This window comes from Pantoea sp. M_10, assembly GCF_008631515.1.
GTDB lineage: Bacteria > Pseudomonadota > Gammaproteobacteria > Enterobacterales > Enterobacteriaceae > Pantoea > Pantoea anthophila.
On record NZ_VWUL01000001.1, the window covers coordinates 970,318 to 987,395 of the forward strand.

A 17,078-nucleotide genomic window follows, 5' to 3' on the forward strand; every position below is an offset into this window, starting at 1 on the left:
AGCTGCGGCCAGCCCGCGGGCTGGCCGGCTCCGTTACTTCAGAGTCGCCTCATCAAAATTGAATGAGGTATCGGGCATCACATAAAAACCGCTGAGGTTTTTGCTGTTAGCAGAGACCAGCTGCTCAACCACCAGCGGGATCCACGGGTGATCCTGCCAGATGGTATCCTGCGCATCTTTGTAGAGGCGCGCTTTCTCAGTACGGTCGGTGGTTTTCAGCGCATCGGTCAGATCTTTATCGACCTTTGGATTGCTGTAAAACGCGGTGTTGAAGATGGCCGGTGGCCAGGCTGCAGTGGCGAACAGCGGCGTCAGCGCCCAGTCTGCTTCGCCGGTTGAGGCGGACCAGCCGGTATAGAACATCCGCACGCCGCTCTCTTTCTGCCCTTTGCCCTCCACTTCCGCCGCACGCTGACCGGCATCCATCGCCGTGACCTTAACCTTCACGCCCACCTGTGCCAGCTGCTGCTGGGTGAACTGCAGCACCTTCTGCGCAGTACTGTGGTTGTGCGACGACCAGAGCGTGGTCTCAAAACCGTTCGGATAGCCCGCCTCTTTCAGCAGCGCTCTGGCTTTAGCCGGGTCGTAGCTTATCGCCGGATAGCTCTGCGCAAAGTCGATGGAGGGCGGCACAACGCCGGTCGCTGGCGTCGCATATCCGGAGAACGCCACTTTCGCCAGCGCCTGACGGTTGATGGCGTATTCCAGCGCCTCGCGCACTTTCGGGTTATCGAACGGCTTCTGAGTTACGTTGAGGCTGATGTAGCGCTGCATGATGGATGGCGTGGTCACCACATCCAGCTTGCTGTTCTGCTCCAGCCGCTTCGCCTGCTCATAAGGCACCGGGAAAGCGAAGTTCGCCTCTCCGGTCTGCAGCATCGCCGCACGGGTGTTGTTATCCACTACCGGACGCCAGGTGATGCTGTCCAGCTTCGGATAGCCCGGCTTCCAGTAGCCATCCCACTTCTTCACCTTCACAAAGTCAGTCTGATTCCAGGTTTCAAACAGAAACGGACCGGTCCCGACCGGATGGAAACCGATCTCTTTGCCATATTTTTTCAGCGCAGTGGGCGAAATCATCGCCGCCGCCGGGTGCGCCAGGATGTTGATAAAGGCGGAGAACGGCTCCTTCAGCGTCACTTTAACCGTGGTCGGATCCACCACTTCGGTGCTGGCGATATGTTTAAACAGGTTGTAGCGCTTGAGGTGATTATCGGGATTGCTGGCGCGATCGAGGTTGACCTTCACGGCTTCGGCATTGAAGTCCGTGCCGTCCTGGAATTTGATGCCGGAACGCAGCTTAATGGTGTAGGTCAGTCCGTCCGGGCTGGCCTGATAGCTTTCCGCCAGCACGTTGGTCAGCTTCATCGCTTTATCAAAGCCGAACAGGCCCTGATAGAAAGATTTGGCGACCGCCTGCGACAGCGTGTCGTTGGCATCATAGGGGTCGAGCGTCGTGAAATTGGACGCGACGGCAATCACCGCATCCTGTGCTGCCCAGGCGGGCAGTGCCATTGCGCTGCTTAACACGCCAGCCGCCAGTAACCCTTTACGCATCGTCATCTGCATCTTGTTCTCCTGTAATCCCTGTCGGGTTGGTCGCCGGGGCGACATCGTCACTGTTCAGGTCGCACTGATAACGTGGCGCGCGACGAAATGGCCCGGAGCCACCTCCATCAGCGGCGCCACTTCAGGCTCATCCCCTAAGGCATGGATCGGGCTGGGGATCTCATCGACCAGTAAGGCTCGTTCACGACGGCGGTGAGCCGGATCGGCTACCGGCACCGCCGCCATAAGTTTGCGGGTATAGGGATGCTGCGGCTGCTCAAAGACCGCCTGACGCGGCCCTATCTCGACAATCTGACCGAGATACATCACCGCCACGCGGTGGCTGATCCGCTCGACCACCGCCATATCGTGAGAAATAAAGAGAAAGGCGATGCCAAACTCGCGCTGCAGGTCGAGCATCAGATTGATAATCTGCGCCTGAACTGACACATCCAGCGCAGAGACTGACTCGTCGGCGATCACCACTTTAGGGTTCAGCGCCAGCGCACGGGCGATGCAGATTCGCTGACGCTGTCCGCCGGAAAATTCATGCGGATAGCGCTGAGCATGCTCCGGCAGCAGGCCCACTTTATCCAGCAGCCAGGCGACGCGCTGCTCCGCCTCGCGTCGCGGCATCACCTTATGTACCAGCAGCGGCTCCATGATTGAAAAACCTACCGTCAGGCGCGGATCGAGTGAGGCATAAGGGTCCTGAAAAATAAACTGAATGTCGCGTCGCAGATGGGCCAGCGCGGCACCGGAAAGCGTATCTATCCGCTGTCCGTCGAAGGTCAGCGTGCCGCCCTGACTCGCCACCAGCCTGAGCAGCGAGCGTCCGGTGGTGGATTTACCGCAGCCTGATTCGCCCACCAGCGCCAGTGTCTCACCGGCATAGAGGTCGAAACTGACTTTTTCGACGGCGTGAACCCGGCTTTTAACCCGATTCAGCAGCCCGCCGCGAATATCGAAGCGGGTCACCAGATCGCGCACCTGTAAAATCGGGGGCTGCAGACGGCGTACCGTATCCTGCGGCACGTCGTCGGCCGCGTCGCTGTGCAGCAGGGGAAATTTCGCGGGCAACGGCTGGCCCTGCATGGCGCCGAGCTTTGGCACGGCGGCCAGCAGCGCCTGGGTGTAGGGCTGTTCCGGTGCGCTGAACAGCCGGTCGACCGGGGCTTTTTCCACCACCTCGCCGCGGTACATCACCTGAACCCGGTCAGCCATTTCAGCCACCACGCCCATATCGTGAGTGATAAAAATCACCCCCATCTGCATCTCTTTCTGCAGCACGCGGATAAGCTGCAGAATCTGCGCCTGAATCGTCACATCGAGCGCCGTGGTTGGCTCATCGGCAATCAGCAGGGCGGGTTTGCAGCAGAGGGCCATTGCAATCATCACCCGCTGGCGCATCCCGCCTGACAGCTGATGTGGAAACCGGGAGAGGACATTTTGCGCATCAGGGATCCGCACCAGGTCCAGCATCCGGCGCGCTTCCGCCAGCGCGGCGGCATGACTCTGTCCCTGATGCAGACGAATCGATTCGGCGATCTGCTCGCCGACGGAGAAGACGGGATTCAGCGAGGTCATCGGCTCCTGAAAGATCATCGCCATATCGGCGCCGCGCACCCGGCGCATCTGCTGCTTTGAGGCACGCATCAGATCCAGCACCTCCCCATTGCGACGGCGCAGCAGCGCTTCGCCACTGACCTGGCCTCCCGCCTGCTCAATGAGCCGCATCAGCGCCAGAGACGTGACCGATTTGCCTGAACCTGACTCGCCCACCAGCGCCAGCGTCTCGCCGCGAAACAGATCGAGTGACAAATGGCGCACCGCGCGGGTCAGGGTCGCCTCATGCTGAAATTCTACGCTGAGATCGCGCACCGCCAGCACCTGCTCAGGGGCCAGGGTCGGATGCGTTTGCCTGTCGCTCATCTCTGCTCCTTAACTTTCGCGGTAGATAGCGACTTCCGCTGGCTCGCCCACCCGGGCGACGCCGCGGTACATTCCCTCGCTGTTAAACGGCAGGGCCACATTACCCGCACGATCGACAGCAATCAGGCCGCCGCTGCCGCCCAGCTCCAGCACGCTGTCATGAATGACATTGACGCTGGCCTGCTGCAGCGTACGACCGGCATAGCGCATCTGTGCTGCCACGTCATAAGCGGCCAGCGTACGCATAAAGACCTCACCGGTGCCGGTACAGGAGACCGCCACGCTGTCGTTGCTGGCATAGCAGCCCGCACCCGGCAGCGGCGAGTCGCCTACCCGTCCGGCCTGTTTATTGGTCATGCCGCCCGTTGAGGTCGCCGCGGCCAGATTGCCCTCCAGGTCCAGCGCCACCGCGCCCACCGTGCCAAACTTGCGGTCAGGGTCGAGCGGGTCGTCGTGGTGAGCCGCGCCATCATGGTCCAGCACCGCCAAATCGCTATTCAGCGCGCGCTGCAACTGTTCCCACCGTTCCGGCGTCGAGAAGTAGTCGGGGCTCACCGGCGCCAGCCCGTTCGCCACCGCGAACTGTTCAGCCCCCTCACCGATGAACAGCACATGCTCGCTTTTTTCCAGCACGGCACGCGCCGCCAGAACCGGGTTGCGCACCCGCGTCACGCCGGCGACGGCGCCCGCCTCCAGCGTGCGCCCATCCATGATGCAGGCATCGAGTTCATGCGTGCCCTGATGGGTAAATACCGCGCCCTTACCGGCATTAAACAGCGGACACTCTTCAAGCAGCCGCACCGCCTCCGTTACCGCATCCAGTGCGCTGCCACCCTGCGCCAGGATCTGCTGGCCCTGAGTAACAATTTCGTGCAGCGCCTGACGATATGCCTGTTCTTTTTCAGCGCTCATCGCTGAGCGCGTAATGGCACCCGCGCCGCCGTGAATGGCAATCACTGCTTTAACCATAACGCTCTGCCCTGTTGCATCCGCATGAAAAACACTGATTTAAAATGGTTTTCATCCATTTTTGATGATTTTTGACTATAGAAAGCCTGCTAAGGGTTGTAAAGCGGAAACTGTTCCTGTGGTTATAACCTTTTCTTACCACCCTATATCATTTTGACCCTTATCGCGGGCAAGCCCGGGGTGACACCGATGTGACTCAGCGGCCAATTGCCACCATAATAGGCAGCATCTGAATTCACCAGGCTGGACCCTTATGGAAAGTTTTACTGCAGGTTTGATCTCCCTTGAGGAGGCGCAACAAAAAATGCTCGCGCAGCTGACGCCCATCGCCGACGCTGAGAACGTGTCACTGGCCGCGGCGGCAGGCCGCATCACGGCAAAAGCGGTGACCTCCCCTATCGCCGTACCGCCCTTTGATAACTCCGCGATGGATGGTTACGCCGTCAGGCTGGCAGATATCAGCCGCGGTGAGCCGCTGCCGGTGGCCGGTAAAGCCTTCGCTGGCGCACCCTTCAGTGGTGAGTGGCCGCAGGGCAGCGTGATCCGCATCATGACCGGTGCGCCGGTTCCCGCAGGCTGCGACGCGGTGGTGATGCAGGAGCAGACGGAAACGCGGGAGGGGGCCGTTGTGATCACCGCACCGGTGCGTCCCGGCCAGAATATCCGCCTGACCGGCGACGATATTCAGCCCGGTCATGTCGTGCTGGAAGCGGGCACGCGGCTGGGCGCGGCGGAACTGCCGCTGCTGGCTTCGCTGGGGATTGCGCAGGTCAGCGTAGTGCGAAAAGTGCGGGTGGCGATCTTCTCCACCGGTGATGAACTGCAGCCGGTGGGGGAACCGCTGACCGAAGGCGCAATTTACGATACTAACCGTTTCGCCGTGTCGCTGATGCTGAATAAGCTCGGCTGCGACGTCATCGACCTGGGGATTATCAAAGACGATCCGGCGGCCCTGCGGGCGGCTTTCGCAGAGGCGGATCGGCAGGCAGATGTGGTGATCAGCACTGGCGGTGTCTCAGTCGGGGAAGCGGACTTTACCAAAACGATGCTGGAAGAGCTGGGGGCGATCAGCTTCTGGAAGCTGGCGATCAAACCCGGCAAACCCTTTGCTTTTGGCCGCCTCAGCCACAGCTGGTTCTGCGGTTTACCGGGTAATCCGGTCTCGGCGGCTGTCACCTTTTATCAGCTGGTTCAGCCACTGCTGGCGAAACTTACCGGCCTGCAGAAATCGGCTCTGCCGCCGCGTCAGAAAGTGCGCTGCGCCTCTGCGCTCAAAAAATCACCGGGCCGGCTCGACTTCCAGCGTGGCATCCTGCGCCAGAACGCGCAGGGTGAGCTGGAGGTGCAGACCACCGGCATGCAGGGTTCCCACGTCTTCAGCTCTTTTGCGCAGGCAAACTGCTTCATTGTGCTGGAGCGGGAGCGCGGCAATGTGGAGCCCGGCGAATGGGTTGAGGTGGAACCCTTCAACGCCCTGCTGGAGGCGTAAATGCTGCCTGAATTAAGCGATGAGGAGATGCTGCGCTACAACCGGCAGATCGTCCTGCGCGGTTTCGATTTTGACGGTCAGGAGCGACTTAAAGCCAGTCATGCGCTGATCGTCGGGCTGGGCGGACTTGGCTGTGCCGCCGCGCCCTGGCTGGCGTCAGCCGGGATCGGCAGCCTGACGCTGCTGGACTTCGACACGGTGTCGCACTCTAACCTGCAACGGCAGATACTGCATCATGACGCCGATATTGGCTGTGCCAAAGTCGAATCGGCGGCACAAAGCCTGGCGGTCATCAATCCTCACTGTCAGCTGCATCCGGTCAACGGCCAGCTGGATGATACGGCGCTGCTGGCGCTGATAGCCCGCCAGCAGGTGGTACTGGACTGCACCGACAATGTTGCGGTGCGGGAGCAGCTCAACCGGCTCTGTCGCCAGCAGGGCGTCCCGCTGGTCTCCGGGGCGGCAATTCGCATGGAGGGCCAGATCAGCGTATTCAACTGGCAGCCCGGCACGCCCTGCTATCGCTGTATCAGCCGCCTGTTTGGTGAACAGACCCTGAGTTGTGTCGAAGCAGGCGTCATGGCCCCGCTGGTGGGGGTGATTGGCGCAATGCAGGCGATGGAAGCGATTAAGGTCCTGACAGCCTTTGGCACGCCGGCCACCAGCCGGTTGCTAATGTACGATGCCATGAGTGCAGAATTCCGCAGCATGAAAGTGGCGCAGGATGCGCACTGTGAAGTGTGTGGCGATGGAGCATAGGCTCCCTGAAGCTGGCTTCAGCCTCAGAGTGATTACGTCGCGGCCATTCCGGGCCAAAAAAAGGGGGTGGCCTGCGCCACCCCCTTTTATCAGACGATTCCCTGACTGCGCAGGTAATCTTCATAGTTGCCGGTGAAGTCCACCACCTTGTCTGCTTTCAGCTCAATCACGCGGGTTGCCAGAGAGCTGACAAATTCACGGTCGTGCGACACAAACACCAGTGTGCCTTCATACATCTCCAGCGCCATATTGAGCGACTCAATCGACTCCATATCCAGGTGGTTAGTCGGCTCATCCATAATCAGGATGTTCGGTTTCTGCATCATCAGCTTGCCGAACAGCATGCGCCCTTTCTCACCACCGGAAAGCACCTTCGCCGGTTTCTTAATATCATCCTGTGAAAACAGCAGGCGACCCAGAATACCGCGAATCGTCTGCTCATCATCACCGGGCTGTTTCCACTGACTCATCCAGTCAAATACGGTCAGATCATTAGCAAAATCTTCGGCGTGATCCTGCGCGTAATAACCAATGCGCGCATTCTCTGACCATTTAACGCTGCCATTATCGGGCTCAAGTTGCCCTACCAGCGTCTTCAGCAGCGTCGATTTACCAATACCGTTGGCGCCGATGATCGCCAGCTTTTCGCCCACTTCCATCAGCAGATTTAAATTCTTAAACAGCGGACCGTTATCAAACCCTTTGGTTAATCCTTCCACTTCCAGGGCATTTCGGAACAGTTTCTTATCCTGCTCAAAACGGATAAACGGGTTCTGACGACTGGACGCTTTGACTTCTTCCAGTTTAATTTTATCCATCTGTTTTGCGCGCGATGTCGCCTGACGCGATTTAGAGGCGTTGGCGCTGAAACGGCTGACGAACGACTGCAGGTCAGCAATCTGCGCTTTTTTCTTGGCGTTGTCAGATAACAGACGTTCACGCGCCTGGGTTGCGGCGGTCATATATTCGTCATAATTACCGGAATAGACTCGCAGCTCGCCATAATCCAAATCCGCCATGTGCGTGCAGACCATATTAAGGAAGTGACGGTCATGCGAAATGATAATCATGGTGCTGTCACGTTCATTCAGCACCTGCTCCAGCCAGCGAATGGTATCGATGTCCAGGTTGTTGGTCGGTTCATCGAGTAACAGAATATCGGGATTGGAAAACAGCGCCTGCGCCAGCAGCACGCGCAATTTAAAGCCCGGCGCAATTTCGCTCATCGGGCCATAATGCTGTTCAACCGGAATACCGACACCGAGTAATAACTCACCGGCACGGGATTCGGCGCTATAGCCATCCATCTCACCGTAAAGTGCCTCAAGGTCACCGACCTTATACCCCTCTTCTTCGCTCATTTCTGGCAAAGAATAAATACGGTCGCGCTCCTGCTTAACTTCCCATAATTCATGGTGACCCATGATCACGGTGTCCAGCACGCTGAATTGTTCAAAGGCGAACTGATCCTGACGCAGCTTACCGATACGCTCGTTGGGATCGTAAGAGACATTGCCGGCTGAAGGCACCAGATCGCCACCCAAAATCTTCATGAAGGTGGATTTTCCGCTGCCGTTCGCACCGATTAAACCGTAACGATTACCGCCGCCAAATTTAACGGAGATATTCTCGAACAGTGGCTTGCTGCCAAACTGCATGGTGATATTGCTGCTAACTAACACGGCATTGACCTTTGTGAAGAGAGTGGATGAAAAAACGGCGGCTATTATGCCAGATGTGACGCAGCGCACGCCAGCGTCAGGGATGGATTGCCGGCCGGGTGATTGATATCCCGACAGAAATAAAAAAGCCGGCAGGCCATCATGGCCCCCGGCTCCCACTTACAAGGATTGTGTCGATCAATCGATCAGGAAGCTGTCCAGGCTTTTACCGGAATCCAGCGCTTTTTTAATCGCTGCCGGGGTACGGCCCTGGCCAGTCCAGGATTTCTGCTCACCGTTTTCATCGGTGTAAGTATATTTAGCCGGACGCGGCGCACGCTTGGTGCGTTTTTTTCCGCTTTCCAGGGCACCTAATAATTCATTAGGATCGATGCCGTCAGCCAGCAGCATTTCGCGATATTTAGAGAGCTTTTCTTCTTTTTCGCGATTCTGCGTCTCTTCTGCTTCAGCTTCTTCGCGGCGCTCAGTCACAACAACAGTTAATTTTTCCAGGATCTCTTCAAGATCGGTCAGTGGCAGTTCACGAGCCTGGGCACGTAATGTGCGAATATTGTTCAGTACCTTAAATGCGTCACTCATCACAATGTCCTTGATTAAGGGGGGTTAATAAAACTGTAGCGGCAAGATTACCTAATTCAAATAAAAAAATAAATTATTTTTACGCCCCAGATAATTCTTAAGTATTAATTATGCCGAAATATGGCTTTTAAAATCGGACCCGCCTGAGGTTTATTAACGATGAATTAACAACAAACCGGGCCTGTGTCCCTGTATTGAAAACGATTTCAGCCGGACGATACCGCCTGCAGAGGCATAATCGCATCTGCGAAAGCGTGCAGGCTCAGGTCCGCTATTTCCGGTTTATCGCCCATGCTCTGGCGATAAAAAAAAGCCGGAAAGGCTACCTCTGTCACAATAGTTTACAGTTCATGATTAAAAATTGCCCTTCTCATCGGGCAATAACGTTAAAGAATTATCGCCCTATTCGATTTTATTATGACAGTCGAGACGTTCCCGGCATGTTTTACCGCTGCGTTTTTCAGCAGCGTCAGATTATTCGCAGAGAAGAGCGTTGAACAACAGCGGTCGCGTTCTGCAGACGCTGGCGAATAGTCATGCGCGTTCTGAATGGCATTAAAAAAGCATCCTGAAATAAACGCAGAAAGGTGATGCAGCTCAAAATCTTAAATTGAACTGATGCCAGCCACATAAATAATAACGCCCTGACCGCTGCGCAGATAATAGCCCTGCTGTCAGGCCTGTTTTATTTTCGGCCATTTTATCCTGACGAATTCCGGCAACGATTGCCGCTGATTCAATGAGTTAGATTATCGGTAAACGGAAGATGGCGGGCTGACCGCGCAGTGGAGAGGGATAAGCAGGCGGTCACGGCAGCAGCGCCGCGACCGCCTGAGAACTAATTGGCCTGGGTGGCCGGACCGAAGACGGAGTAGTGCGGCATCTCAACAGTCTGATATGTTTCCCAGCCGCCGCCCAGTGCTTTATAGAGCGCCACCAGATCGAGTGCGCTCTGCATCCGTGCCTGGGTTGCCTGCTCCTGTGCCTGCGCAAGCTGGCGCTGTGCATCCAGCACCTCCAGGAAGGTGGAGAGCCCCTGACGGTAGCTGTCGCTGGCGAGATCAAAGGCACGCTGAAGAGCACCGGTTGTCTCATCCAGCGCGGTGACGCGCTGCTGATCGGCGCGATAGCTGACCAGCGCATTCTCCACATCCTGCAGCGCCGTCAGCACCGTCTGGCGATAATCCAGTGCGGCACTCGCCTGCTGTGCCCGCGCCAGCTTCACGCTCGACACCAGCTGTCCGCCCTGGAAAATCGGAATCGATAAAGAGGGGCCAAAGCTGTAGAAATGGCTGCTCCAGTTATCCAGGTAGCTGACGTCCGTGTTACGCACGCCCAGCTGGCCGGTCAGCGACAGGCTCGGGAAAAGCTGCGCGACAGAGACGCCAATTTCCGCGGTCTGCGCATGCAGTGTCGCTTCAGCCTGACGAATATCAGGACGACGGCGCGCCAGCGTTGAAGGGATACCCACCTGCACAAACTGAGGCAGCGGCGGCAACGGTTTCGGCGTACTGAGTTCCGCATCCAGCGCGCCTGGCGTCTTGCCGAGCAGCACCGCCAGGCCGTTCATCGCCTGCCGCGCCTGCGACTGATACTGCGGCAGTTGCGCCTGCAGCGTGCTCAGCTGGGCCCGGGCATTCTCCACGTCGGTCAGCGGCGCCAGACCATTACGCTGCTGGCTCTGCGTCAGCTCGGTCGTCTGCTGCGCCACGCTGATCTGCTGCTCCAGCGTCTGGATGGTGCTCTGCGCGCCGCGCAGCTGCAGCCAGGCGCGCGCCACTTCCGCTTCCAGTGAGACCAGCGCATCATTGCGCTGCTCAATCGCCGCCTGCTGCTGGGCAGTGGCGGCCTCAACCTGACGGCGCACTTTGCCCCACAGATCCAGCTCCCAGCTCGCATCGAAGCTGCCCTGGTAGAGATTGACCGGCTGGGTCAGGCCGTTGAGCTGACTGGCCACGTTACTGTCGAGCTGATCGGTGGCCCCATTCGCCTTCAGCAAGCCTTCCAGACCGAGCTGCTGACGCGTCACTTTGGCCGAACCGCTCAGGCTGGGTAACAGGCTACCCTGGGCCTGTGTCAGCTGTTCGCGTGCCCCGGCAATACGCAGTACCGTCTGCTGCAGGCTCAGGTTGCCCGCTATTGCCCGCTCAATCAGGCTGTCGAGCTGCGGATCGTTAAAGCTTCGCCACCAGCGGGAATTAATCGCGGCGGTTTGGGGTACGGACGCCTCCTGCGACGCCATGGCGTTAAAACTGCCCGGCACGGCCGGTTTCGGCGCCTGATAGTCAGGCCCGACGGCGCAACCCGCCAGGGCGAGAGCCAGCAGTAAACTCACGGGTTTCAGGCGATGAGAGTAAAAAACCTTCATGTTAGTGTGCTCCTGCACTGCCTTCGCTCTTAATCGGCGACAGCAGCCAGCAAAATGGAATCAAAATCAGGGCGACAATACTCAGGCCTGAGAAGACATCGATATAAGCGAGAATGCGCGCCTGCGCGATCATCTCCTGATAAAGCTGACCGGTTGCCAGCGTAACGGGATCGCCAACCGCCGAAGTAAAGTCGCGTATCGCCTGCGCCCAGTGCTGCAGCGTGATGTTGAATTGCTCGTTCAGCGGCGTCATGTTGTGCACCATGTGCGCCGAGCGAACCTGCTCGCGCTCGGTAATGGCCGCGGTCGAGAGTGAAATCCCGATCGATCCGGCCACGTTGCGGAACATGGTAAACAGCGCCGAGGCGTCCGCATTAAGTCGCTGCGGAATGGTGACAAACGCGATGGTGGTCAGCGGAACAAACAGGAAGCCCAGCCCGATCGACTGCGCGCTGCGCATCATCACCAGCGTGGTAAAATCGACATTCGGTGCCAGGGTGGCGGAGTAGAAAAACGCTACCGCCAGACAGCTGAAGCCAAAGGCGATGATGTAACGCGTCTGAACAATCGGCATCAGCTTCAGCACCAGCGGGATCGTCAGCACGATCAGCACCGCACCGGGCGACAGCACCAGACCTGACCAGGTGGCGGTGTAACCCAGGTCCTGCTGCGCCAGCTGAGGCAGCACGACAGAGCTGCCATAGAGGATCATCGCCATACCCGCCATCAGCAAACCCGCTACCCAGAAGTTGCGATCCTTCATCACCAGGATATCGACCACCGGTTTACGGGCATACATCAGCCAGTAAACGGCCCCGACGATGCCGACCAGCGCCAGAATGGCGAACAGCACGATAAAGTGAGAGGCGAACCAGTCCTCATCTTCCCCGCGATCCAGCATCACCTGCAGGCAACCCAGCCCCAGGGTAATCAGGCTGATACCGATGTAATCGATCTTAAGTTTGCCTTTGGCCCATTTGCGCTCCCACGGTGGATCTTCCAGCAGCTGATAGATTGCCAGCACGGTCAGCACCCCAACCGGGATGTTGATAAAGAACACCCAGCGCCAGCTGTAGTTATCCGTAATCCAGCCGCCCAGCGTCGGGCCAATCACCGGCGCAACGATGATGGCGATAGAGGAGAGACCAAAGGCTTTGCCGCGATCTTCCGCTTTAAAGTAGTCGAGCAGCACAGACTGCTGAACCGGCTGTAAGCCGCCGCCGAAAAAGCCCTGCAGGACGCGGAACAGAATGATCTGCCACAGTTCGGTGGCAATACCGCACAGGAACGAACAGATGGTAAACATCACGATGCAGATCAGGAAAAACTGTTTACGGCCAAACAGTCGGCTGAAGAATGCAGAGATAGGCAGCACGATGCCGTTCGCCACCAGATAGGAGGTCAGCACCCAGGTTGACTCATCGTAACTGGAGGAGAGCGAACCGGCGATATGCGGCAGCGCCACGTTGACGATGGTGGTGTCGAGGATCTCCATAAACACCGCCAGCGTCACCGTGATCGCCACTAACCACGGATTGCTGGCAGGTTTCCAGCTCTGCGCCGTACTCATTCCACCGTCACCTTGGGTTCAACAGAGAGACCCAGTGGCAATGGATGGTTGGGATCGAGCCCTTTATCAATCACGATTTTAACCGGCACGCGCTGCACGATTTTCACGTAGTTGCCGGTGGCGTTTTCTGACGGGAAGGTCGAAAAGCGTGAACCGGAGCCCATCTGAATGCTGTCGACATGCCCTTCCAGCTTCATATCCGGCCAGGCATCGACGCTGATTTCAACTTTATCGCCCGGATTCATGCGCTCAAGCTGAGACTCTTTAAAGTTGGCGGTGATCCAGATGTCCGGTGAGACCAGCGAGAACAGCGAAGAACCAGCCTGCACCAGAGTACCCAGCTGAACATTGCGCTTGGTGATGAAGCCATCATAGGGCGCACGAACCTGGGTATAGGAGAGGTTAAGGTCAGCCGTGCTGAGCTGCGCTTTTGCCTGCTCAACCTGCTGCTGACGCGCTTCAACATTGGTTTCCTGCTGACGAATCTGCAGGGCAACCTGTGACGCGACTTCAACCTGCGCTTTAGCGCTCTGTAACTGCGCCTGCGCCGAGCGTAACTGCGCCGAGGCGCTGTCGATATTGCGCTGACTGGTGGCACGCGGATCGACGCCGCGCTGGCGACGATAATCGGCCTGGGCGTTCAGCAGGTTGGCTTCCGCTTTCGCCTGGTCCGCCAGCGCCTGATCGCGCTGAGCCGGATACTGAACCCGGGACAGGGCCAGCTGCGCCTGCGCCTGATGAAGCTGCGCGACAGCTAAGCCGAGCTGCGCCTGCGCCTGTTCACGCTGGGCACGGTTGTCGCTGGGGTCGATTTCCACCAGCAGATCGCCCTTCTTCACCCGCTGGTTATCGTTTACCAGCAGCTTCACCACATAACCGGACGCTTTCGGCGCAATGGTCACCGCATCGCCTTCGGTAAAGGCGTCGTCGGTGGTTTCAATATTGCGGGTCGTAAACCAGAACCAGAATCCAACGATCAGCATGATCACTACCACGACCGCCAGAATAATCAGCGGCTTTTTACCGGGGCGTTTGCGTTCTGGCTGCTGGTCGTTGTCCTTGTTTTCATCTGACTGACGGTTTTTATCCGTCGCGTTATCGGCATCCTGCTGGTGTTGATCGTGTTGGTTGTTCTCGCTCATAGTTCCCATCACTGGCTAAGGCCCTGATTCCGGGCATAAAGGTCTAGTTAACCTTATATCGGAACCTGACAAAATCCAGCGCAACTTTACGAAACTTGAGAAATGGCGCACGTCCTGCCACCTGATGAGGGTGGCAGGCGGGGTGGGACTAATTGAGCAGCCGCAGCAGCAGCCAGCCGCTGGCCATCGACCAGGCGAGCAGAGGGAGTGAAAACAGGTGGAAACGCCACCAGACGGCCCGATCTTTTGCCATACGCAGCGCAATCAGGTTGGCCAGGGAACCCGGTAGCAGGCCGAATCCACCGATGTTCACCGCCCAGGCGAGCACATCCGTGGGTGGTACCTTTTGCAGCAGCAGAATCGTTGCCGGCACATTACTGATGACCTGTGACAGCCCGATAGCCAGCAGATAGAGCTGTCCATGACCGAAGTGGGAAACCGCATCAAAGTGCGCCTGCATCACCGGCAGACGGGTCAGCAGGAAGACATCAATGAACATGGCGATAAACACCGCCAGCAGGCTCCAGTCAATGCGCAGCAGCACCGGGCGCGCCATGACCAGGAAAGTGGCGAGAATCAGCAACAGCACCCAGCCGGTGATTTCCAGCTCCAGGCCGGCGATAAACAGCAGGTAGAGCACCACGCTGACAATAAACAGCGGTTTCTGCCACTCAGGCTGTTCAGGATTGTCATGCTTATCAATCGACCGCTTTGGAAAGCTGAACCAGGTCAGGACCATCAGGCTCAGCAGCAGCCATGCCGCCAGCGGCAGCATCTGCACAATAAACGCGACAACACTGAGCTTGCCGTGACTCCATAACAGAATATTCTGCGGGTTGCCGACCGGCGTCAGCAGCGAACCGGCATTCACCGCCAGCGCTTCAAAGATGATTAGCCGCGAGATGGGCAGATGAGAGAATTTGCGCAGCGTCAGGGTCAGCGGCACCAGAATAAACAGCGCCACATCATTGGTCAAAAAGGTCGAGAGCAGCGCAGCGGCCAGCACCATAAACAGCGCCAGCGCACGTTCATGCCGGAAACGCGCAATCAGCCGTCCCCCCAGCACATCAAAATAGCCGCTGGTTTCCAGCCCTTTGGTCAGGATCAGCAAACCGGTCAGCGTGATGATGGTGTGCCAGTCTACGGCACCTGGCAGATCGCCCCAGCGGAAATCCGCCAGAAAAGCCAGAACCACACCCAACACGATTAATAAATGCAAAATAGAGTCGTGCAAAAAAGATCGAAGCAGTTGAGGCATGATGAGGGTACGCCTTAGCGTTAACGGGTTTCGGAGAACTTCTTAAACACAGCCAGAGTTTCATCACTGACGTGATGCTCAATCCCTTCTGAATCACGTCGGGCAGTTTCAGGACTGATGCCCAACGCCAGCAGAAAACTTTCAACAATATGATGACGGGCACGACTCTCTTCGGCCAGCTTCTCCCCTTCGCTGGTCAGAAAGACCCCGCGATAAGGGACCTGCTCGACCAGTCCGGCACTGCCCAGTCGTTTCAGCATTTTTGCCACGGTCGGTTGTGACACACCCAGGCGGGCTGCCATATCGACCTGACGTGCTTCGCCAAATTCACCAATTAAATCAGAGATTAGCTCAACGTAGTCATCAATTAACTCCCGACGATGCGCTTCACGCACCTGCCGAAAACCTTCGACATGCTCTTCAATATCTTTCAGTGGTCCTTTTGGCGCAGAAACCACGCTTTTAGCACGACGACTCATTCAGCTTCCTCATTATTATTTCCCGTACGGGCACTGCTGTACGGATTTAGCTGCGCTTATTGTAAACCAGCCGCAAAGAAGCTCAAATTTTTCCTCGTTAGCCTTGGCTAAAGGATATAGCCAGTGCTATATTTGTTGATAATGTAAGCAGCACACAGAGGATCCTTTGCGATCCTGGGTGGATCCGGTGATGGCGTATCTCACCCCAGGCTGCTGACGACCGCGTCGACAATGATTGGGAGGTGATTCTATGAGCACCCTGAAATGTTGCTTAGATTGCAGCAAATGCTTCCAGGCTGAGAAGAGAACAACCACGGAGATGAAATCCTGGCTGTGCCTGCTGACGCGTTCCCCCTTCACGCTGCGTCTGATGTTGATTGAGAAACTGCTGGGCCACAAACCTGCCGATCGTCGCTGTCAGAAGCTTATCTGGCGCGGCTGACCCCTTTTCAGCGCCTCTCAGCCCGGGAGGCGCTCTCCCCTTCTGCTTATTTTCTTTTCTCTTATTTCGCCTGACACTTCGCGCGCTCAGCGGGCATCACGCTGCCGGCTATGAGGGCACAGAGATTGTCAGCTGGGGAAGAGAAAGGCGGGAGCCTGCATGGCAGGGAGAACATCGGCACAATAAAAAACGGCCCCATGAGGGGCCGTTTTTTGGCGGGTCAGCTAAGCTAAACTTAGAAGCTGTAACCTACGCCAGCGATCCAGGTACCCACGTCCACATTGCGGATGCGGCTCTGCTCGTAGCCAACGTCCAGCGCGACGTCCTGAATTGGGTTAAACTGCAGACCAGCACCGTAAGAGAAACCTACGTCGCTTGAATCAGTTTTAGCGCGTGAAGAAGTATCGTTCTGCTGGAATTTACCGTAGCCGATACCTACAACACCGTAGATGCTCGCCCAGTCGTTCAGACGGTAAGCAGGACCACCGGTCACACCGTAGTACTGGCCTTTGTTGTAAACGCCAGCTTCAGTGCGGTCTTTTTCGGTGTAGGTGAATGAACCGATCCAACCCAGTGGGTTAGAACCGTCTTCATAGCGGTATTTCAGGTTGAAGCCGTTAGCTTTGTTAGCCACGCCCTGATAGTCGCTCTGCGCGTAACCACCAGTTACGGTGCTCTGTGCCATTGCTGAACCTGCAGATACTGCCAGTACACAGGCTAATGCTGAAAGACATGCAATTTTTTTCATAACCACCTCAAATGTGAAAATACTTCTCTCCTGACAACGCTGAAAATATAACAAAAAATAGCGAGAAACTCTGCCCGGATTTTGTTGTCTAACAGAAAGTTTGGTGTAACAGG

The 17,078-nt window shown here is 57.1% G+C and carries 14 protein-coding genes; 3 read left to right on the plus strand and 11 right to left on the minus strand.

Annotated elements, in window-relative coordinates; genetic code table 11:
- Positions 1-33 precede the first annotated feature (33 nt).
- From gsiB to F3I47_RS04650, 3 genes are read right to left on the minus strand one after another with little or no spacing between them, the layout of a single operon-like run.
- Positions 34-1,569 (minus strand): glutathione ABC transporter substrate-binding protein GsiB, encoded by a 1,536-nt coding sequence (gene gsiB, locus F3I47_RS04640; protein WP_150029467.1) that lies wholly within the window; start codon positions 1,567-1,569, stop codon positions 34-36.
- 54 nt (positions 1,570-1,623) lie between these two features.
- On the minus strand, positions 1,624-3,480 hold the full coding sequence (gene gsiA, locus F3I47_RS04645; protein ID WP_150029466.1) for a glutathione ABC transporter ATP-binding protein GsiA: 1,857 nt from the start codon (positions 3,478-3,480) through the stop codon (positions 1,624-1,626).
- Positions 3,481-3,489: 9 nt separating this feature from the next.
- On the minus strand, positions 3,490-4,449 hold the full coding sequence (locus tag F3I47_RS04650) for an isoaspartyl peptidase/L-asparaginase family protein (RefSeq protein WP_150029465.1): 960 nt from the start codon (positions 4,447-4,449) through the stop codon (positions 3,490-3,492).
- 253 nt (positions 4,450-4,702) lie between these two features.
- Between F3I47_RS04650 and moeA the strand changes: the two genes are divergently transcribed.
- Complete coding sequence (moeA, locus tag F3I47_RS04655; RefSeq protein ID WP_150029464.1) at positions 4,703-5,938, plus strand: molybdopterin molybdotransferase MoeA; 1,236 nt, start codon at positions 4,703-4,705, stop codon at positions 5,936-5,938.
- On the plus strand, positions 5,939-6,697 hold the full coding sequence (gene moeB / locus F3I47_RS04660) for a molybdopterin-synthase adenylyltransferase MoeB (protein ID WP_150029463.1): 759 nt from the start codon (positions 5,939-5,941) through the stop codon (positions 6,695-6,697). It begins immediately after the preceding gene.
- A gap of 89 nt (positions 6,698-6,786) precedes the next feature.
- Here the strand turns inward: moeB and F3I47_RS04665 are convergent, their stop codons facing one another.
- From F3I47_RS04665 to mntR, 7 genes are all read right to left on the minus strand, one after another.
- Positions 6,787-8,379 (minus strand): ABC-F family ATPase, encoded by a 1,593-nt coding sequence (locus F3I47_RS04665; RefSeq protein ID WP_009091206.1) that lies wholly within the window; start codon positions 8,377-8,379, stop codon positions 6,787-6,789.
- Between the two features lie 177 nt (positions 8,380-8,556).
- Positions 8,557-8,958, minus strand: a complete 402-nt coding sequence (locus F3I47_RS04670; protein ID WP_009091208.1) for an H-NS family nucleoid-associated regulatory protein — start codon at positions 8,956-8,958, stop codon at positions 8,557-8,559.
- Positions 8,959-9,796: 838 nt separating this feature from the next.
- Entirely contained in the window at positions 9,797-11,326 is a 1,530-nt protein-coding gene (locus F3I47_RS04675; protein ID WP_150029462.1) for an efflux transporter outer membrane subunit, read from the minus strand.
- Between the two features lies 1 nt (position 11,327).
- On the minus strand, positions 11,328-12,896 hold the full coding sequence (locus tag F3I47_RS04680) for a DHA2 family efflux MFS transporter permease subunit (RefSeq protein WP_150029461.1): 1,569 nt from the start codon (positions 12,894-12,896) through the stop codon (positions 11,328-11,330).
- Positions 12,893-14,038, minus strand: coding sequence for an HlyD family secretion protein (locus tag F3I47_RS04685; protein WP_009091215.1), 1,146 nt, complete (start codon positions 14,036-14,038; stop codon positions 12,893-12,895). The genes F3I47_RS04680 and F3I47_RS04685 overlap by 4 nt, the downstream gene beginning before the upstream one ends.
- A 148-nt stretch (positions 14,039-14,186) precedes the next feature.
- Complete coding sequence (locus F3I47_RS04690) at positions 14,187-15,296, minus strand: SLC13 family permease (protein WP_033736361.1); 1,110 nt, start codon at positions 15,294-15,296, stop codon at positions 14,187-14,189.
- A 20-nt stretch (positions 15,297-15,316) separates the two neighbouring features.
- Positions 15,317-15,775 carry a manganese-binding transcriptional regulator MntR gene (gene mntR / locus F3I47_RS04695; RefSeq protein ID WP_003850512.1) on the minus strand — a complete coding sequence of 153 codons (459 nt, stop codon included), beginning with the start codon at positions 15,773-15,775 and terminating at the stop codon, positions 15,317-15,319.
- A gap of 250 nt (positions 15,776-16,025) precedes the next feature.
- Here mntR and F3I47_RS04700 point away from each other — a divergent pair, with 250 nt between their 5' ends.
- The gene (locus F3I47_RS04700) at positions 16,026-16,217 is read left to right on the plus strand and encodes a hypothetical protein (protein WP_033736362.1); all 192 of its coding nucleotides are present in this window, start codon (positions 16,026-16,028) and stop codon (positions 16,215-16,217) included.
- Between the two features lie 235 nt (positions 16,218-16,452).
- Here the strand turns inward: F3I47_RS04700 and ompX are convergent, their stop codons facing one another.
- Entirely contained in the window at positions 16,453-16,965 is a 513-nt protein-coding gene (ompX, locus tag F3I47_RS04705; protein ID WP_009091221.1) for an outer membrane protein OmpX, read from the minus strand.
- Positions 16,966-17,078: the final 113 nt, after the last annotated feature.

Bases quoted from the DNA above. Each gene is read 5' to 3' on its own strand.
- ompX (WP_009091221.1), bottom strand. From the start codon at position 16,965: ATGAAAAAAATTGCATGTCTTTCAGCATTAGCCTGTGTACTGGCAGTA.
- gsiB (WP_150029467.1), bottom strand. From the start codon at position 1,569: ATGCAGATGACGATGCGTAAAGGGTTACTGGCGGCTGGCGTGTTAAGC.
- moeA (WP_150029464.1), top strand. From the start codon at position 4,703: ATGGAAAGTTTTACTGCAGGTTTGATCTCCCTTGAGGAGGCGCAACAA.
- F3I47_RS04675 (WP_150029462.1), bottom strand. From the start codon at position 11,326: ATGAAGGTTTTTTACTCTCATCGCCTGAAACCCGTGAGTTTACTGCTG.
- F3I47_RS04670 (WP_009091208.1), bottom strand. From the start codon at position 8,958: ATGAGTGACGCATTTAAGGTACTGAACAATATTCGCACATTACGTGCC.
- F3I47_RS04700 (WP_033736362.1), top strand. From the start codon at position 16,026: ATGAGCACCCTGAAATGTTGCTTAGATTGCAGCAAATGCTTCCAGGCT.
- F3I47_RS04650 (WP_150029465.1), bottom strand. From the start codon at position 4,449: ATGGTTAAAGCAGTGATTGCCATTCACGGCGGCGCGGGTGCCATTACG.
- gsiA (WP_150029466.1), bottom strand. From the start codon at position 3,480: ATGAGCGACAGGCAAACGCATCCGACCCTGGCCCCTGAGCAGGTGCTG.
- moeB (WP_150029463.1), top strand. From the start codon at position 5,939: ATGCTGCCTGAATTAAGCGATGAGGAGATGCTGCGCTACAACCGGCAG.
- mntR (WP_003850512.1), bottom strand. From the start codon at position 15,775: ATGAGTCGTCGTGCTAAAAGCGTGGTTTCTGCGCCAAAAGGACCACTG.
- F3I47_RS04690 (WP_033736361.1), bottom strand. From the start codon at position 15,296: ATGCCTCAACTGCTTCGATCTTTTTTGCACGACTCTATTTTGCATTTA.
- F3I47_RS04680 (WP_150029461.1), bottom strand. From the start codon at position 12,896: ATGAGTACGGCGCAGAGCTGGAAACCTGCCAGCAATCCGTGGTTAGTG.
- F3I47_RS04685 (WP_009091215.1), bottom strand. From the start codon at position 14,038: ATGAGCGAGAACAACCAACACGATCAACACCAGCAGGATGCCGATAAC.